The organism is Streptomyces sp. NPDC002926 (genome assembly GCF_053591755.1).
The window spans coordinates 334,320-353,030 of sequence record NZ_JBSFUK010000004.1 but is presented as its reverse complement, the minus strand read 5'-3'; the positions used below and the strand labels follow the sequence as shown (position 1 = coordinate 353,030).

The 18,711-nt window shown below is 67.4% G+C and carries 14 protein-coding genes; 10 read left to right on the top strand and 4 right to left on the bottom strand.

What is annotated here, in order from left to right; genetic code table 11:
• Positions 1–7: 7 nt before the first annotated feature.
• Positions 8–1,156 carry a hypothetical protein gene (locus tag ACWDZ6_RS10705; protein WP_451502566.1) on the top strand — a complete coding sequence of 383 codons (1,149 nt, stop codon included), beginning with the start codon at positions 8–10 and terminating at the stop codon, positions 1,154–1,156.
• Here the strand turns inward: ACWDZ6_RS10705 and ACWDZ6_RS10700 are convergent.
• From ACWDZ6_RS10700 to ACWDZ6_RS10685, 4 genes are all read right to left on the bottom strand, one after another.
• Positions 1,153–1,944, bottom strand: coding sequence for a succinate dehydrogenase/fumarate reductase iron-sulfur subunit (locus ACWDZ6_RS10700; protein ID WP_451502565.1), 792 nt, complete (start codon positions 1,942–1,944; stop codon positions 1,153–1,155). The genes ACWDZ6_RS10705 and ACWDZ6_RS10700 overlap by 4 nt on opposite strands.
• Entirely contained in the window at positions 1,941–3,881 is a 1,941-nt protein-coding gene (locus ACWDZ6_RS10695; RefSeq protein ID WP_366732854.1) for a fumarate reductase/succinate dehydrogenase flavoprotein subunit, read from the bottom strand. Before ACWDZ6_RS10695 ends, ACWDZ6_RS10700 begins: the two co-directional genes overlap by 4 nt.
• A gap of 1 nt (position 3,882) precedes the next feature.
• A complete protein-coding gene (locus tag ACWDZ6_RS10690; protein ID WP_451502564.1) occupies positions 3,883–4,704 on the bottom strand; it encodes a hypothetical protein in 822 nt (273 codons plus the stop codon).
• Between the two features lie 61 nt (positions 4,705–4,765).
• Entirely contained in the window at positions 4,766–5,011 is a 246-nt protein-coding gene (locus ACWDZ6_RS10685; protein ID WP_451502563.1) for a hypothetical protein, read from the bottom strand.
• Between the two features lie 319 nt (positions 5,012–5,330).
• Here ACWDZ6_RS10685 and ACWDZ6_RS10680 point away from each other — a divergent pair, with 319 nt between their 5' ends.
• From ACWDZ6_RS10680 to ACWDZ6_RS10640, 9 genes are all read left to right on the top strand, one after another.
• On the top strand, positions 5,331–7,751 hold the full coding sequence (locus tag ACWDZ6_RS10680) for an ABC transporter substrate-binding protein (RefSeq protein ID WP_451502687.1): 2,421 nt from the start codon (positions 5,331–5,333) through the stop codon (positions 7,749–7,751).
• A 244-nt stretch (positions 7,752–7,995) separates the two neighbouring features.
• On the top strand, positions 7,996–9,870 hold the full coding sequence (gene typA / locus ACWDZ6_RS10675) for a translational GTPase TypA (protein WP_389174906.1): 1,875 nt from the start codon (positions 7,996–7,998) through the stop codon (positions 9,868–9,870).
• Positions 9,871–10,317: 447 nt separating this feature from the next.
• A complete protein-coding gene (locus tag ACWDZ6_RS10670; protein WP_326652351.1) occupies positions 10,318–11,964 on the top strand; it encodes a peptide ABC transporter substrate-binding protein in 1,647 nt (548 codons plus the stop codon).
• Positions 11,965–12,133: 169 nt separating this feature from the next.
• The gene (locus ACWDZ6_RS10665; RefSeq protein ID WP_326652352.1) at positions 12,134–13,057 is read left to right on the top strand and encodes an ABC transporter permease; all 924 of its coding nucleotides are present in this window, start codon (positions 12,134–12,136) and stop codon (positions 13,055–13,057) included.
• Between the two features lie 31 nt (positions 13,058–13,088).
• A complete protein-coding gene (locus ACWDZ6_RS10660; protein WP_451502562.1) occupies positions 13,089–14,018 on the top strand; it encodes an ABC transporter permease in 930 nt (309 codons plus the stop codon).
• 17 nt (positions 14,019–14,035) lie between these two features.
• Positions 14,036–15,091 carry an ABC transporter ATP-binding protein gene (locus ACWDZ6_RS10655; RefSeq protein ID WP_366732850.1) on the top strand — a complete coding sequence of 352 codons (1,056 nt, stop codon included), beginning with the start codon at positions 14,036–14,038 and terminating at the stop codon, positions 15,089–15,091.
• Positions 15,084–16,229: an ABC transporter ATP-binding protein gene (locus tag ACWDZ6_RS10650; protein ID WP_366732849.1), complete on the top strand. Its 1,146-nt coding sequence runs from the start codon at positions 15,084–15,086 to the stop codon at positions 16,227–16,229. The genes ACWDZ6_RS10655 and ACWDZ6_RS10650 overlap by 8 nt, the downstream gene beginning before the upstream one ends.
• Positions 16,230–16,471: 242 nt before the next feature.
• A complete protein-coding gene (locus tag ACWDZ6_RS10645) occupies positions 16,472–16,894 on the top strand; it encodes a VOC family protein (protein WP_451502561.1) in 423 nt (140 codons plus the stop codon).
• 169 nt (positions 16,895–17,063) lie between these two features.
• Positions 17,064–18,689, top strand: a complete 1,626-nt coding sequence (locus tag ACWDZ6_RS10640; RefSeq protein WP_451502560.1) for a peptide ABC transporter substrate-binding protein — start codon at positions 17,064–17,066, stop codon at positions 18,687–18,689.
• Positions 18,690–18,711 lie beyond the last annotated feature (22 nt).

Here is an 18,711-nt window from a genome sequence, read left to right as displayed (position 1 = left end):
GCGGCTCATGGGGATCAACAAGCAGGTGGGGATGCGCGAGCGTGTACGGGCGCTGCGCGGGGCTCGGGGCGCGCGTGCGCTCGTTCCGGGTGGGCGTGCTCTCGTACGGGGGTGGCGCAGCCCCCGCCTGAAGTGGCCCAGGCGGATCGCGCTCGCCCTCGCCCTCCTCCTCCTTGTCCCCGCCCTCGGTGGTGCGATCGCGCTGCGCGCCAACTACGCGGGTGACATCGAAGAAGGCACCAGGACGCGCGGCAAGGACGCCATCTGGCTCGGTCACGCCTGGGTGGACGGCCGGAAGAAGGACGCCGACCTGGACGCCTTCGCCCGACGTATACGGGGCGCCGGGATACGCGACCTGTACGTCCACGCCGGGCCGCTCGAGCACGACGGGACGCTTCCCGCCGACCGTTATGCACGTGCGCGGTGGCTGATCGACGCCGTACACCGGAAGCTCCCTGGTATACGCGTGCAGGCCTGGCTCGGCGACAAGCTGGCGAGCGAGGGCCCGGTCGGACTGCGGCTGCCCGATGCCGGCACCCGGGCCGCCGTGGTGCGCTCCACCAGGCAGGTCCTCGACGCGGGCTTCGACGGCATCCACTACGACCTGGAGCCGCTGCACTCGGGCGACCGCGACTATCTGTCCCTGCTGGACGATCTGCGCGAGCTCACCCGTGCCCGCAAGGTCCCGCTCTCCATAGCGGCCCACCAGATCGACCCGCTGCCCGCGCTCCACTCCGTCGCCGGGGGGCTCACAGGGCACCCCAAGTGGTGGTCGCAGGAGTTCTTCGGCCAGGTCGCCCGCCGGGTCGACCAGATCGCCGTGATGTCGTACGACACCTCCATGCCGCTGGAGAGTCTGTACGGCGGCTATGTCGCCCAGCAGACCAGCCTCGCCCTGGAAGTCACCCCACAGGAGACCGACTTGCTGATGGGGCTGCCCTTCTTCCACGAGGACGACATCGGGCACCACGAGTCCGCGGAGACGGTCGCGGCCGCGGTCCGTGGCACCCGGCTGGGCCTGGGGCGCACGGACCGCGGCCGTGAGCGGTTCGGGGTCGCGCTGTATGTCGACTTCGCGGCGGAGGAGGGCGACTGGACGGCGTACCGGGAAGGATGGGGGAGCCCCGCCGCCGGTCCTCGACGGGGCGTGTCCTAGGAGTCCCTCCCCCGGTCGGTCGCCCCGCGGCGCTTGATCTTGTCGCCCAGCCACACCAGCGGGTCGTACTTACGGTCCACCGCCCGTTCCTTCAGCGGGATCAGCGCGTTGTCCGTGATCTTGATGCCCTCGGGGCACACCTCCGTACAGCACTTCGTGATGTTGCAGTACCCGAGGCCGTGCTCGTCCTGGGCGGCCTTCTTGCGGTCCAGGCCCGCTTCGGCCGCCGCGTCCAGCGGATGCATGTCCAGCTCCGCCACCCGCATCAGGAAACGCGGACCCGCGAACGCGGCCTTGTTCTCCTCGTGGTCGCGCACCACATGACAGGTGTCCTGGCACAGGAAGCACTCGATGCACTTGCGGAACTCCTGCGAGCGGTCCACATCCATCTGCTGCATCCGGTAGTCGCCGGCCTTCACACCGGGCGGCGGCACGAAGGAGGGAACCTCACGCGCCTTCGCGTAGTTGAAGGACACATCCGTCACCAGGTCCCGCACCACAGGGAACGCCCGCAGCGGCGTCACCGTGATCGTCTCCTCCCGCGAGAAGACCGACATCCGGGTCATGCACAACAGCCGCGGCCGGCCGTTGATCTCGGCGCTGCACGAACCGCACTTGCCCGCCTTGCAGTTCCAGCGGACCGCGAGGTCGGAGGCCTGGGTGGCCTGGAGGCGGTGGATGATGTCGAGGACGACCTCCCCGTCGTTCACCTCGACGGTGAAGTCCTCCAGCGCCCCGCCGTCCGCATCACCGCGCCAGACCCTGAAGGCCGCTTCGTAGCTGCTCACTCGTAGAGCTCCTCTTCGGCGAGGTACTTGACCAGCTCCTCCTTCTCGAAGAGAGCGAGCAGGTCGGGTCGGATGGGCTCCGTCGTCTTCCGTGCGAGCGAGATCTGGCCGCGCACCGGATCGGTGGCCGCCAACCCTCCCGTCGGATCGATCAGTTGGCACAGCAGATTGACCCGCCGCCACTCGCGCTCCATGGTGGGGCAGTCCTCGCGAGTGTGTCCGCCGCGGCTCTCCGTGCGCTCCAGTGCCGCCCGCGCGATGCACTCGCTGACCATCAGCATGTTGCGCAGGTCCAGCGACAGGTGCCAGCCGGGATTGAACTGCCGGTGGCCCTCGACTCCGGCCCGCCGGGCCCGTACCCGCAGGTCGGCCAGTTTCTCCAGGGCCTGCCGCATCTCTGCCTCGCGGCGGATGATGCCGACCAGGTCGTTCATCGTCTGCTGGAGCTCCTGGTGGAGGGTGTACGGATTCTCGGGCGGCCGCCCGTTCTCCTCACCCGGCTGCGGCCCCTCGGCGCTGAACGGACGCAGTGCCTCCGCCGCGGCCTCGTCGATCTGGGCCTCCTCCAGCGCCGGGCGCTCGCCGAGCCCCTGCGCGTACTCGGCGGCGTGCAGCCCCGCCCGCCGGCCGAAGACCAGCAGGTCGGACAGGGAATTCCCGCCGAGCCGGTTGGAGCCGTGCATCCCGCCCGCGACCTCGCCCGCCGCGAACAGGCCCGGGACGCCGACCGCCGCCGCGGTGTCGGACTCGACGGCGATGCCGCCCATCACGTAGTGGCACGTCGGGCCGACCTCCATCGCCTCGGCCGTGATGTCGACGTCCGCGAGCTCCTTGAACTGGTGGTACATCGACGGCAGCCGGCGCCGGATCACCTCGGCCGGCATACGGGTGGAGACATCCAGGAACACCCCGCCGTGCGGGGAGCCGCGGCCCGCCTTCACCTCGGAGTTGATGGCGCGGGCCACCTCGTCGCGCGGCAGCAGCTCGGGAGGACGCCGGTTGTGGTCCGGGTCCTCGTACCAGCGGTCACCCTCCTCCTCCGACTGCGCGTACTTCTCCTTGAAGACGTCCGGGACGTAGTCGAACATGAACCGCTTGCCCTCGGAGTTGCGAAGCACCCCTCCGTCGCCACGCACCGATTCGGTGACCAGGATGCCCTTCACCGAGGGCGGCCAGACCATGCCGGTCGGATGGAACTGCACGAACTCCATGTTGAGCAGCGGCGCGCCGGCCAGCAGCGCGAGCGCGTGCCCGTCGCCGGTGTACTCCCAGGAGTTCGACGTCACCTTGAAGGACTTGCCGATGCCGCCGGTGGACAACACCACGGACGGCGCTTCGAGAACGAAGAAGCGCCCGGACTCGCGCTCGTAGCAGAAGGTGCCGGAGACCCTGTCCCCGTCCTTCAGCACGCGGGTGACCGTGCACTCCTGGAAGACCTTCAACCGGGCTTCGTAGTCCCCGAATTCTTCCTTGTCCTCCTGCTGCAGCGAGACGATCTTCTGCTGCAGGGTCCGGATCAGCTCCAGGCCGGTACGGTCCCCGACGTGCGCCAGGCGCGGGTATTCGTGCCCGCCGAAGTTGCGCTGGGAGATCTTCCCGTCGGCCGTACGGTCGAAGAGCGCGCCCCAGGTCTCCAGCTCCCAGACCCGGTCGGGCGCCTCGCGCGCGTGCAGCTCCGCCATCCGCCACTGGTTGAGGAACTTTCCGCCCCGCATGGTGTCGCGGAAGTGCACCTGCCAGTTGTCCCCGGAGTTCACATTGCCCATGGAGGCGGCGATGCCGCCCTCGGCCATCACCGTATGGGCCTTGCCGAAGAGGGACTTGCAGATCACCGCGGTACGGGCGCCCCGCTCGCGCGCCTCGATGGCGGCGCGCAGGCCCGCGCCGCCAGCACCCACCACCACGACGTCCCACTGCTGTCGTTCGAGTTGCGTCATGTCAGAAGAACCTCGGATCGTCGAAGGCACCGGACGCGACGAGATAGACGTAGAAGTCGGCGAGCGCGACGCTGAACAACGACGTCCATGCGAGAAGCATGTGGCGTTCATTCAGCTTGCCGACCCAGCCCCACAGGCGGTAGCGCACCGGGTGTGCGGAGAAATGTTTCAGCCGGCCGCCGATGATGTGCCGGCAGGAGTGGCAGGAGAAGGCGTACGCCCAGATCAGCACGATGTTGACCAGGAGGACGAGGGTGCCGAGGCCCATATGGCCCCACTCGTAGTGCTCGTTGCGGAAGGCGAGCACAGTGTCGTACGTGAGGATTCCGGCGACCGGGATCGCCGCGTAGAAGAAGTACCGGTGGATGTTCTGCAGGATCAGCGGGAAGCGGGTCTCGCCGGTGTACTTCTTGTGCGGTTCGGCGACCGCGCAGGCCGGGGGCGACGCCCAGAAGCCCCGGTAGTAGGCCTTGCGGTAGTAGTAGCAGGTCAGCCGGAAGCCCAGTGGGAAGATCAGGATCAGCAGCGCGGGGGACAGGCCCCACCAGCTCCCGAAGATCTCCCAGTTGGGGCCGCCCCGCATGGGCTCGCAGTTCTCGGCGAGGCAGGGCGAGTAGAACGGCGAGACATACGGCGCTGCGTAGTAGTCGGCGTTCGAGAATGCGCGCCACGTCGAGTAGACGATGAACGCGAGCAGCCCGGCGGCAGTCAGGGCCGGGGCGAGCCACCAGCGGTCCGTCCGCAGATGGCGGGGGCCGATGGCGGCGCGCGTGGCGCCGTGTACGCCTGTATTGATTTGTGGTGGTTCGGTACCAGTGGCCAACGAAGGCTCCGTATGGAGTGGGGTCGGGTGTGGGCTCCGGTCTGCCTACGGGCCGGGCCCGTCAGGGTGCGTGCCGGTCGCGCGCTCCGAGCCCCTCGTCGTCCGTGTCCGTCCACAGCGCGGTGTTGTACGGGGTGTCGGGGATGGTGACCAGCTCGGGGCGACCCGGTGATTTCAACGGGGCGGGCGCCGGCGCGGCCGGGCCGGCGGCACGCAGCTGATCGACGGTGTGCTCCAGCTGCCCGACGCGCTGAAGCAGCTCGTCGAGACGGTGCTGGATCGCCGTCAGTTCTTCCTGCTCGGACATGACTTGCCCTCACTTCCGCAGGGTGCGGTGGCATCGCTCATGCGCCTGCGAGTGTCGCGCGTCACATCCCCGCTTGTGAAGGGACGTGCAGGGATTCCCGGCGCATGCGCTTGTGGCGCGCCCCTCGTAGTTCGTATTTTGCTCCCCCATTTTCTCCCTTTCCGATGAGATATGTCGGATTTTGCATTGGGCTGCACGGGTGACCTTGCGAGTGGGGCCGCCGTGTCTCCGTCGCCTGTCCGGTTCCGTCCACTTCAGTGGACGGGAATCGGTGTGATCATCTCTAAATTCCATGAACCAGGACAAAGAGGTATATGCCATGTCCCAGGTCGACGCCCCCCGCGGGAGGACATGCTCCCGAACGCTCCGCTCCGTCGCGCTTCTGACCAGCGGCATGCTCGCTCTGCCGGTCCTGGCCGGCTGCAGCTCGGGCGAGGACGAGAGCGATGCTCCGGCGGCAGCCCAGGACATCGCCCCCGCCGCGCGGGACCTGGTCGCCGACGGAGGCACGCTGCGCTGGGCGGTCGACACGTTGCCCACCACCCTGAACGCCTTCCAGGCCGATGCCGACGCCACCACGACCCGAATCGCCGGGGCGGTACTTCCCTCCCTCTTCACGCTCGACCGGCGCGGCCGCCCGCAGCGCAATCCCGACTACGTCGAGTCCGCCGAGATCATCGATCGCGAGCCCAAGCAGGTCGTGCTCTACAAGCTCAATCAGCAGGCGGTGTGGACCGACGGCAGGGAGATCGGGGCGCCCGACTTCGTCGCCCAGTGGCACGCCCTGAACGGCAGGGACTCCGCGTACTGGACCGCGCACAACTCCGGCTACGAGCGGATCGAGAAGATCGAGAAGGGTGCCAGCGACCTTGAGGTCAAAGTCACCTTCAACAAGCCGTACGCGGACTGGCAGTCCCTTTTCACCCCGCTCTACCCCAAGGAAGTGACGGGGACCCCGGACTCCTTCAACGACGGAGCCCGCACCACGCTGAAGGCGATGGCCGGCCCCTTTCAGCTGGCGTCGACCGACGCCAAGGCGGGCACCGCCACCCTCGTACGCAATCCCCGCTGGTGGGGACAGGCGGCCAAGCTGGAGCGGCTGGTGCTGACCGCGGTGCCGCGCGAGAACCGCGCCGCCGCGCTCGCCGCCGGCCGTCTCGACCTCGCGGCCGTCGACCGGCACGTGGCGGACCGTATCTCTCTCGCCCTGCGGGACAAGGGCGCGGGCAGCAAGGCGCTCTCCCACGGGCCGGGCGCCGACATCACCCCGTCCGCCGCGCTCAAATCCTGGGCGCTGGCGAACGGCTCCGACGACGGCAAGGCCCAGGCCGCTCGGGAAGCCCGCAGACAGAGCGCCGTGGCCGCCGAGGTGTACGCAAATGAGCAGACCGCCCTCCGCGGCTTCGTGGTCCGCAAGTCGCTGGAGCCCGCGTACACGCAGCTCGCGCTGAACGGTGAGTCCGGCCCGCTCGCCGACGACCGGGTGCGCCGCGCGGTGGGCCGGGCTCTGAACCGCAAGGAGCTCGCCGAGGCCGTACTGACCCCGCTCGGGCTGCCCGCCGTTCCGCCCGGCAGCCATCTGGCGCTGGCCGGCCAGCGGGCGTACGCCGACAACAGCGGCGCGCTCGGCAAGCAGAGCACCCAGGACGCGCAGGCGCTGCTGGCCGACGCGGGCTGGACCCGGGGCGGAGCGCTCGAGAAGCACGACCCGGCCAAGGCGGGCGGCGAGGGCGGCAGCAGCAAGAAAGCGGAACCCGGCTCACTGACGGCGCCGAGCGCGAGCGCAACGACGGCGCCGGGGGCAAAGTCAGCACCGAGCGTGAAGGCAGTACCGAGTGTGAAGGCAGTACCGAGCGTGAAGGCAGCGCCGGGCTCGGCGGAGCTCAGGACGAAGCCGGAGGAAGGGCAGGAGGACAAGGCGTCCAGCGAGGGGATGTACATCGTCGGCGACGACAAGCCCGCCGATGGCGGCCACCGCGCCGAGACCGGCACCGGCGGTACACGCATCCTCGCCCCCGCCCCCGGCGCGGCCCTCCAGGGCGGAGCCCCGCGGCAGCGGGCCGACGCCCTGCACGACGACCTCGCGAACAAGGGTGGGATCAAGCCCCAGGAGCGGAAGGGCGGGGTGGCCGGGGCGTACGCCCCGCTCGGCACCGCCGCACCGGCCCGCGCGGGCGGCCCGCTCGGCAAGAACGGCAAGCCGCTCACGCTGCGCTTCGTCCTCCCCGCGGGGCCCGGCTCCGAGGCGCTGCGCACCGTAGGCGACAAGATCTCCAAGATGCTCGACCGCATCGGCGTGCACGCCGAGATCACCAAGGTCGCCGACGAGTCCTTCTTCAAGGACCACATCGCCTCGGGCGCCTACGACATGGCCCTCTACTCCTGGCCCGCCACCGCCTTCCCGGCGACCGACGCCCGGCCGATCTTCGCCAAGCCCAGGCCCGCCAGTGACGGCTCGCTCCTGGTGGAGCAGAACTACACCCGCGTCGGCAGCGACTACATCGACCAGCTCTTCGACCAGGCCGCGGCCGAGCTGGACCAGGACGAGTCACGCGATCTGGTACGCCGGGCCGACGCCCGGATCTGGGCCGCGGCGGGATCCATCCCGCTCTACCAGCGTCCCGAGCTGGTGGCGGCCAAGCCTCAGGTGGTCAACGCCGGAGCCTTCGGCTTCGCGGCACCCAGGTACCAGGACATTGGTTTCAAGAAGGCGGAAAGTTCGAAGTCTACTAAGAAGTAGCAGGTCAGAACCTCAGAACTGGCTCAAGTCCCTTGCCCGCCGGCAGCGCCGGCGGGCAAGCTCGTACCAACCCTTGACCCAGGCTTTTTCGCACCCCCAGCGCACCAGAACCCCCTCCCGATCGGCCCGGGAAGCCCCGGACGCGACGGCCCCGTACCATGGGGACCAGCCGTGGCGTGTCCGCCCGGCGGGCGTACGAGGAAAACAACGCCGCATCCCACGATCGAGAGAAGCGCCAGCCAGCATGCCCACGCGCCACGACATCCGTAACGTTGCCATCGTCGCCCACGTCGACCATGGCAAGACCACCCTGGTCGACGCCATGCTGAAGCAGGCCGGCTCCTTCGCCGCGCACGCCGCCGAGCACCTCGACGACCGCATGATGGACTCGAACGACCTGGAGCGTGAGAAGGGCATCACGATCCTGGCGAAGAACACCGCCGTGAAGTACCACCCCAAGGCCGGCGGGGCCCCGATCACCATCAACATCATCGACACCCCCGGCCACGCCGACTTCGGTGGCGAGGTGGAGCGCGGTCTGTCGATGGTGGACGCGGTCGTCCTCCTCGTCGACGCCTCCGAGGGCCCGCTCCCGCAGACCCGCTTCGTGCTCCGCAAGGCCCTCCAGGCCCGGATGCCCGTCATCCTCTGCATCAACAAGACGGACCGCCCGGACTCCCGGATCGACGAGGTCGTCAATGAGACCTACGACCTGTTCCTGGACCTGGACGCGGACGAGGAGCAGATCGAGTTCCCGATCGTCTACGCCTGCGCCCGTGACGGCGTCGCCTCGCTGACCAAGCCGGAGGACGGCACCGTCCCGCCCGACAGCGAGAACCTGGAGCCGTTCTTCACCACGATCCTCGAGCACGTCCCGGCCCCGGAGTACGACGAGGCCGCGCCGCTCCAGGCCCACGTCACCAACCTGGACGCCGACAACTTCCTCGGCCGTATCGCCCTCTGCCGTGTCGAGCAGGGTGAGCTGAAGAAGGGCCAGACCGTCACCTGGATCAAGCGTGACGGCACGATGTCCAACGTCCGCATCACCGAGCTGCTGATGACCGAGGCGCTCACCCGCAAGCCGGCCGACAAGGCGGGCCCGGGCGACATCTGCGCCATCGCCGGTATCCCGGACATCATGATCGGTGAGACCCTCGCCGACACCGAGAACCCGATCGCGCTTCCGCTGATCACGGTCGACGAGCCCGCGATCTCGATGACCATCGGTACGAACACCTCGCCGCTGGTCGGCAAGGGCGGCAAGGGCCACAAGGTCACCGCCCGCCAGGTGAAGGACCGCCTGGACAAGGAGCTGGTCGGCAACGTCTCGCTGCGCGTCCTGGACACCGAGCGCCCCGACGCCTGGGAGGTCCAGGGCCGCGGTGAGCTCGCGCTGGCCATCCTGGTCGAGCAGATGCGCCGTGAGGGCTTCGAGCTGACCGTCGGCAAGCCCGAGGTCGTCACCAAGCAGGTCGACGGCAAGACGTACGAGCCGATCGAGCGCATGACGATCGACTCTCCCGAGGAGCACCTCGGCGCCATCACGCAGCTGATGGCGACCCGCAAGGGCCGTATGGAGACCATGACCAACCACGGGTCCGGCTGGATCCGTATGGAGTGGATCGTGCCGTCCCGCGGCCTGATCGGGTTCCGTACGGAGTTCCTGACCCAGACCCGCGGCACGGGCATCGCGCACTCGATCTTCGAGGGCCACGAGCCCTGGTTCGGCGAGCTGCGCACCCGTAACAACGGCTCGCTGGTGGCGGACCGTTCGGGCTCGGTGACGCCGTTCGCGATGATCAACCTTCAGGAGCGCGGTGTCATCTTCACCGAGGCCGGCACCGAGGTCTACGAGGGCATGATCATCGGTGAGAACTCGCGTGCCGACGACATGGACGTGAACATCACCAAGGAGAAGAAGCTCACCAACATGCGTGCCGCGTCCGCGGACACCACCGAGAACGTGGTGCCGCCGCGCAAGCTGTCGCTCGAGCAGTCCCTGGAGTTCTGCCGCGACGACGAGTGCATCGAGGTGACCCCGGAGACGGTCCGTATCCGCAAGGTCGTCCTGGACCAGAAGGAGCGCGGCCGCACCGCCTCCCGCGCCAAGCGCAACTGACATCGAGTCAGCTCAGCAGTATGCCGTAACGACGGCCCGGCCCCCCGCAGCGACTGCGGGGGGCCGGGCCGTTCGTCGCGATGACCTGCGCGATGTGCCTTCCGGGTCAAGTTGTTTTCATGAGCGTGCTGTTCGACTATCGGCCGCTGATCTCCGGAAGATGTGTTAACGGTCCGTTTCGGGGGTGTCTGTCTGCACTCAGTTTGTCCGGATTTCGATCCGTTGACCAGGACTGATGTTGTCAAAACGAGACCCTTTAAGTGTGGTTTACGGCCCGGCTGTACTCAATAGTTGGCTCCGTTGAGCTCGGGTCAATGGGTCATGCACTGTGGGGAGTGCCGACTCGCGAGCACATTCGGGGCACTTGACGAATTGCGCTGTCAGGGGTGTCAGCGCGCGTAGATGTGCCCCTCTTGTTGTGACAAGTGGACTCATGAGGAGGAACCCATGCGTGGTGCCAAGAGCGCCAAGTGGGTCGCGGGAGCGGCAATCATTGCCCTTGCTGCGACTGCCTGCGGTGGCGGAGACAAGGACGGCGACAAGGGCGCGGGTAAGGCCGGCGGTACTTTCCGCTTCGGCGTCACCGAGCCTACGGCCATCGATCCGTACAACGCGCAGGAATCGGAGGGCATGCTCGTCGCCCACAACCTCTTCACCGGCCTGTACGGCGTGAAGGTTGACGGCAAGCTCGTCCCGACTCTCGCCGAGTCCGCGACCACGAGCGAGGACGGCAAGACCTGGACGTTCAAGATCAAGAGCGGCACCAAGTTCACCAACGGTGAGCCGGTCGACGCCGAGTCGTTCATCCGTGGCTGGACTCGTGTCGCCGCCAAGGCTTCGGCCTCCGACGTCGCGTACCACATGGCCGGCATCGCGGGCTACGAGGACCTCAACACCGGCAAGAGCGCCAAGTTCGCCGGTCTCACCGCGCCCGACGCCACCACCCTCAAGGTGACGCTCAGCGAGGGCGACTTCGAGTTCGACAAGAAGACCGTCCACGCGGTCTTCAGCCCCGTCCCGAAGGTGGCCGGCGCCGCCGACAACAAGGCGTTCAACGACGCCCCCATCGGCAACGGCCCCTTCAAGATGCAGGGCTCGTGGCAGCACAACAAGTCGATCACGCTCGTCCGCAACGACGACTACGGTCTGACCAAGGCCAAGCTCGACAAGGTTGAGATCAGCATCCTCAACCCGGCCAACAGCTCCAACCTGGAGTACCAGGGCTTCCAGTCGGGCACGTTCGACTGGGCGCGTATGCCCACCCCGCAGCTTCCGGTCGCCAAGGCGAAGTACGAGGCGAAGAAGCAGTGGCTCGAGATGGACTCCAGCGGTGTCAACTACCTGGTGGCCTTCAACCAGAACGCTCCGCTGAACACGCCCGATGCGCGCAAGGCGATCTCGTACGCGATCGACCGTGAGGCGATCGCCAAGGGCGTCTTCCAGGGCATGATGAAGCCCGCCACCTCGGTTCTGCCGCCGTCGTTCTCGGAGGTTTACCAGGAGGGCGTCTGCACCACCTGCGCCAAGCAGGACAAGGTGAAGGCCAAGGAGCTGGCCGCCAAGTCCGGCCTGAAGCCGGGCACGGTCCTCAACTTCGGCTACAACACCGGTGCCGGCCACGAGGAGTGGGTCCAGGCCATCGCGCAGCAGCTGAAGGACGTCCTCGGCCTCAACGTCAAGCTGAACGGCAAGCCGTTCAAGGAGGCCCTGGCCGAGCAGCAGGACAAGAAGACCGCCGGTCTGTGGCGTTCCGCCTGGGGTGCCGACTACCCGACCGCGGACAACTTCCTGTTCCCGCTGCTCGCGACCGGCTCGATCAACGAGGACAAGGAAGGCAAGGCGCTCGGTGACAACCGGGGCCGCTACAGCAACCCGAAGTACGACGAGCTGCTGAAGAAGGCTCGCGCCACCAAGGACTCCGCTGCTCGCGCCAAGATCTACCAGGAGGCCGAGAAGCTGGCGATCGACACCGACCAGGGCCTCATCCCGCTCTGGAAGCGCAGCCAGTACCGCCTCGCCAACACCACGAAGTTCAGCAACGTTGCGATGAACTTCTTCGAGGACCCGAACCTCGCCGAGATCACGCTCAAGTAGCGCCTTCTCACAGCAAGTTCAGCGAAGGTCGTGGAGGTCGGAGTATCTTCTTCGGTCTCCACGGCCTTTGCTCAGGTCCGGGCGCCCCCTCGATCCGCGCCCGGTCGCGGCCTCTCTCCCGATCGGATGATGCCGCCCACCCCCACGCTCAGTATGTGAAGGAGGCATCGTGGGCAGATACGTGATCCGGCGGCTCGGGCAGATGGTGGTCGTCCTCTTCGGTGCGACTGTTGTTCTCTTCGCCTGTCTCTTCGTTCTCCCGGGAGACCCCGTGGGCTCGCTCGGAGGCGACAAGGCTCGCGATCCGGCGGTCGTCGAACAGCTCAGGGAACGGTACGGGCTCAATGACCCGCTTCCCGTGCAGTACGGAAACTTCGTCAAAAACCTGGCACAGGGCGATCTGGGTGAGGACTTCACTCAGCGGCGTCCGGTGACCGAGGTCCTCAAGCCAAAGCTGGCGAACACGGCCGAACTGGCCATCGTCGCCATCGTCATCGACATCGTCATCGGTGTCTTCGCGGGCCTGATCGCCGCGCTCTTCCGGTACTCGTTCTGGGACGTGCTGATCACCCTGCTCACCACGATGGCCGTGGGCTTCCCCTCGTTCGTCATCGGAATGGTCCTCCAGTCCGCCTTCGTGGTGAAGCTGGACTGGTTCCCGCTGATCTCCGACGGCTCGTTCAACTCGCTCATCCTGCCCGCCTTCACTCTGGCGATCCTCGACGCGGCGCTCGTGGCGAGACTCATGCGCGGCACCATGCTCGAGGTGCTGAAGGCCGACTACGTCAAGACGGCCATCGCGAAGGGGCTGCCGCGGCGGACCGTGCTCTTCAAGCATGTGATGCGCAACTCGATCATCCCGGTGGTCACTTACCTGGGTATCTCCTTCGGCACGCTGCTGGGCGGCGCCCTCATCACTGAGGCGATCTTCAACTGGGACGGCATCGGGCTCGCTCTGGTGCAAGCGGTACAGCAGCAGAACAACCCGATCATCATCGGCGTGGTGACCTTCGGTGTCGCCGTGTTCGTCCTGCTCAACCTGCTGGTCGACCTGTTGTACGCGGTCCTCGACCCGCGCATCCGTCTCGCCTGATCCCAGGCAGCCCGTTCTAGGAGTTACACCCATGACCGAGCTCACCAAGAGCACAGCGGGGGCGGGGGAACCGGCCACTCAATCGGTGGTCAGTCCCACACAGGGCGAACCCGCGATCGCACGCGTCACCCAGTGGGGCGAGATCCGCCACCGCTTCCTGGCCAACCGGCTCGCGGTGGTCGGCCTCCTGCTGGTCACCGTGCTTTTCCTCACCGCGATCTTCGCTCCGCTGATCGCCCCCGCGGACCCGTACCACCAGGACCTCAACAGCACGCTGCAAAGCCCGGGTGGCGCGCACTGGCTGGGCACCGACGCGCTCGGCCGCGACCAGTTCTCGCGCATCATCTATGGCACCCGTATCGCCGTCGAGGTCGGCCTCGCGTCGATCTTCCTGGCCTGCTTCATCGGCATCATCGTCGGCGCGCTGGCCGGCTACTTCGGCAAGGGCACCGACTCGGTGCTGATGCGCATCGCCGACGTCTTCTTCGCCTTCCCCCTGCTCATCGGCGCCATCGTGATCATCATCGCCATGGGCCGCGGCGTGATGCCCGTCATCATCTCGCTGGCCGTCTTCTCCTGGCCGACGGTCTCCCGCCTGCTGCGCAGCTCGATACTCTCGGTCCGCGAAGCCGACTATGTGCTGGCCGCGCGCGCCCTGGGCGCGAGCACCTCGCGGATCATCATCCGGCACATCATCCCCAACTCCATTGCCGCCGTGATGGCTTACGCCGCGTTCAGCGTCGGCGGCGCCATCGTGGCCGAGGCGTCGCTGTCCTTCCTGGGCGTCGGCGTCAGCCCGGAGGTTCCGGAGTGGGGCAACATGCTCGCGTCCGCCAAGGACTTCCTGGGAGTCAAGGACTACCTGTGGGTCTACCCGAGTGTCGCGATCGTGCTGACCGTTCTCGGATTTGTTTTCGTCGGCGACGGGCTGCGTGACGCCCTTGACCCGAAGCTGCGCTGAGGAGGGCGGCACCACTTATGACTACTTCACACGTCACCGCCGATGTGCCGCGCCAGCGGGCCGGCGACGAGGAGACCCCCGTACTCGAAGTGCGCGATCTGCACGTCGAGTTCAAGACCCGCGAAGGCGTGGTCAGGGCGGTCAACGGCGTCAACTACAGCGTCAGGTCCGGCGAGACGCTCGCCGTGCTCGGCGAGTCGGGCTCCGGTAAGTCCGTCACCGCGCAGGCCATCATGGGCATCCTCGACTCGCCTCCCGGGCGGGTCGCCAAGGGAGAGATCCTCTTCCAGGGCCGGGACATCCTCACGCTCCCCGAGAGCGAGCGCCGCAAGCTGCGCGGCCCCAAGATGGCCATGATCTTCCAGGACGCCCTGTCGGCGCTGAACCCCGTGTTCTCCGTCGGCAACCAGCTGGGCGAGATGTTCCGCGTCCACCAGGGCATGTCCAAGAAGGCCGCCAAGGCCAAGGCCATCGAGCTGATGGACCAGGTCAAGATTCCGGCCGCCGCGGCCCGGGTCAACGACTACCCCCACCAGTTCTCCGGCGGTATGCGCCAGCGCATCATGATCGCGATGGCGATGGCCCTGGAGCCCGACCTGATCATCGCGGACGAGCCCACGACCGCGCTGGACGTCACCGTCCAGGCCCAGGTCATGGAGCTCCTCGCGGAGTTGCAGCGCGAGTACCAGATGGGCCTGATCCTGATCACCCACGACCTCGGCGTCGTCGCCGACGTCGCCGACAAGATCGCGGTCATGTACGCGGGCCGCATCGTCGAGACCGCTCCGGTCCACGAGCTGTACAAGCGCCCCGCGCACCCGTACACCCGTGGTCTGCTGGACTCGATCCCGCGCCTGGACCAGAAGGGCCAGGAGCTCTACGCAATCAAGGGCCTGCCGCCCAACCTGCTGAAGGCGCCGGCCGGCTGTCCGTTCAACCCGCGCTGCCCGAAGGCGCAGGACATCTGCCGTACGGACGCGCCGGTACTGGTACCGGTGTCGGAGCGGGACGGTTCCGAGCTGCCCGGCCGCGGCAGCGCGTGCCACTTCTGGGAGGAGCAGATCCATGGCTGAGCTCAACAAGGACGAGGCCGTGGACGCCACTCCGAACATCGTCGAGGTCGAGACGGCCGACGCGGCCACCGAGGCCGAGGCCGTAGCTGCCATCGAGGCCCCGGTCGACCAGGGCGAGCCGATTCTTCAGGTGCGCAACCTGGTCAAGCACTTTCCGCTGACCCAGGGCATTCTGTTCAAGCGGCAGATCGGCGCGGTCAAGGCCGTGGACGGGATCTCTTTCGATCTCTACCAGGGTGAGACGCTCGGCATCGTCGGCGAGTCCGGCTGTGGCAAGTCCACCGTCGCCAGGCTGCTGATGATGCTCGAGACCGCCACCGCGGGCGAGGTCTTCTACAAGGGCCAGGACATCACCAGGCTGTCCGGGCGCGCGCTGAAGGCGGTCCGCCGCAACATCCAGATGGTGTTCCAGGACCCGTACACCTCGCTGAACCCGCGGATGACGGTCGGCGACATCATCGGTGAGCCGTACGAGATCCACCCGGAGGTGGCTCCGAAGGGCGACCGGCGCCGCAAGGTGCAGGAGCTGCTGGACGTCGTCGGTCTCAACCCGGAGTACATCAACCGCTATCCGCACCAGTTCTCCGGCGGTCAGCGGCAGCGCATCGGCATCGCCCGCGGCCTGGCGCTCAACCCGGAGATCATCATCTGCGACGAGCCGGTCTCGGCTCTGGACGTGTCCGTCCAGGCGCAGGTCATCAACCTGATGGAGAAGCTGCAGGACGAGTTCAACCTCTCCTACATCTTCATCGCCCACGACCTGTCGATCGTCCGGCACATCTCGGACCGGGTCGGCGTGATGTACCTCGGCAAGATGGCCGAGATCGGTACGGACACGCAGATCTACGACCACCCGACGCACCCCTACACCCAGGCGCTGCTGTCGGCGGTCCCGGTGCCGGACCCGGAGGCCCGCGAGGGCCGCGAGCGGATCATCCTCACCGGCGACGTGCCGTCTCCGGCGAACCCGCCGTCAGGCTGCCGGTTCCGTACGCGGTGCTGGAAGGCGCAGGACAAGTGCGCCACCGATGTCCCGCTGCTGGCGGTCCCGGAACGCTTCAAGGGCGTGGACTCCCCGGTGGCGCACGAATCGGCGTGCCACTTCGCCGAGGAGAAGGACGTCGTTCACGCGGTGTGAGCAGAGCAGCTGGTCTCCGGGCGGATTTCGCACCGGAGACCAGCTGGTTTTTTTTGGAACCGGCGAATCTGAGCAGCTGTCAGCTGTGCCGAGTGGACCTGGAGGACGCGGTTGAGCCCGACCGGGGTCACGCTGCTCGCGGTGCCGCCCGCTTCGGGCGGGACCGGCGGAGGCCACGAGAGGCACAGGCATGCCCGGCTCGACGCCGGACTCACCCCGGCTCCGGCCAGGAGCGCCGGCCCGTGAGGCGGCCGGTCAGCGGGACGCTGCACCACATCGAGATCTGGGTCCCCGACCTCGAGCGGTCTCTCACTTCCTTCGGATGGCTGCTGGGCGCGCTCGGCTACACCCCGTTCCAGAACTGGGACGCCGGACGCAGCTGGCGCCTGGGGCCGACCTATCTGGTCCTGGAGCAGTCTCCGGCGATGACGGCGGCCGGCCGCCACGACCGCTGCCGGCCGGGCCTCAACCATCTCGCCTTCCACATCGAGTCACGGGCCGCGGTCGACGCCCTTGTCACCGACTCGGGTCGGCATGGCTGGCGCCTGCTCTTCGGCGACCGGCATCCCTACGCCGGAGGCGCGGGGCATTACGCCGCCTATCTGGAGAACGAGGACGGCTTCGAGGTCGAACTTGTCGCCCTCGGTCCGGCGCAGGAGAAGTGACGCCGGGTCGGGACGTGTGCCGCCTTGCAGGGCCGGTCGAACGCCCCGGCTCGCGCTGTTCATACATCTGAGGGTTCTCTCATGCGCACGGGCGAGGAGAATATGCGGTCTGCCTTGAAATGGGGTGATATTTGGGCCTGAGCAAGTCTGAGGACACAGGAGGCACTCCATGCGTGGAGTCACGCACGCCAAATGGGCCGTATGCGCGATGGCTGCCGGCCTCGCGGCGACGGCGTGCGGCGGCGGCGACAGTGGCGCCGGTGGTGCCGATGGAATCGTGAGCTCCTCCTGGGGCGACCCGCAGAACCCGCTGGAGCCCTCGAACACCAACGAGGTCCAGGGCGGCAAGGTCCTCGACATGCTCTTCCGCGGTCTCAAGAGATACGACTCGAAGACCGGCGAGGCCCAGGACATGCTCGCCGAGAAGATCGACACCACGGACTCGGTCAACTTCACCGTCACCGTGAAGGACGGCTGGACCTTCAGCAACGGTGAGAAGGTCACCGCCAAGTCCTTCGTGGACGCCTGGAACTACGGCGCCAGCCTGAAGAACAACCAGAAGAACGCCTACTTCTTCGGCTACATCGACGGCTACGCACAGGTCCACCCGGACAAGGGCACGCCCACCGCCCAGACGCTCTCGGGTCTCAAGGTCGTCAACGACAAGACCTTCACGGTCAAGCTCTCCCAGAAGTTCTCCACCTGGCCCGACACCCTCGGCTATGCCGCCTTCTCCCCGCTGCCCCAGGCGTTCTTCGACAGCCACGACGCATGGCTGTCCAAGCCCATCGGCAACGGTCCGTACACCGTCGAGTCGTACGCCAAGGGCTCGAAGCTGGCCATGCGCCGATGGGACGGCTATCCGGGCTCCGACAAGGCGCAGAACGGCGGCGTCGACCTGAATGTGTACACGGACAACAACACCGCCTACACGGACCTGACCGCAGGCAACCTCGATCTTGTCGACGATGTGCCGGCCTCGCAGCTCAAGAATGTGCAGGCGGACCTCGGCGGCAGGTACATCAACACCCCCGCCGGGATCATCCAGACCCTTGCCTTCCCGTACTACGACAAGGCCTGGAACACGCCGGACGCCGTGAAGGTCCGCCAGGGCCTGTCCAGGGCGATCAACCGCCGGCAGATCACCGACACGATCTTCCAGAAGACGCGCACGCCCGCCAAGGACTGGACCTCGCCGGTGCTCGGGGTGGACGGCGGCTTCAGCGACACCCTGTGCGGTGACGCCTGCGAGTACAACGCCGCCGAGGCGAAGAAGCTGATCACGGAGGGCGGCGGTATCCCCGGCGGCCAGGTGAGGATCTCGTACAACGCGGACAGCGGCTCGCACAAGGAGTGGATCGACGCCGTCTGCAACAGCATCAACAACGCGCTGGGCAACGACAAGGCCTGCGTCGGCAACCCGGTCGGTACCTTCGCCGACTTCCGCAACCAGATCGGGCAGCACAAGATGCCCGGTCCGTTCCGGGCCGGCTGGCAGATGGACTACCCGCTGATCCAGAACTTCCTCCAGCCGCTCTACTACACCAACGCCTCGTCCAACGACGGCCTGTGGACCAACGCGGAGTTCGACAAGCTCGTCGACGAGGCCAACGCCGAGACCGATTCGAAGAAGGCCGTGGAGACCTTCCAGAAGGCCGAGGAAGTCGTACGGGACCAGATGGCGGCCATCCCGCTCTGGTACCAGAACGGCAGCGCCGGCTACTCGGACCGTGTCACGAACGTCGCACTGAACCCCTTCAGCGTCCCGGTCTACAACGAGATCAAGGTCAAGTGACGGCGGAAGAAGCATCCGGCCC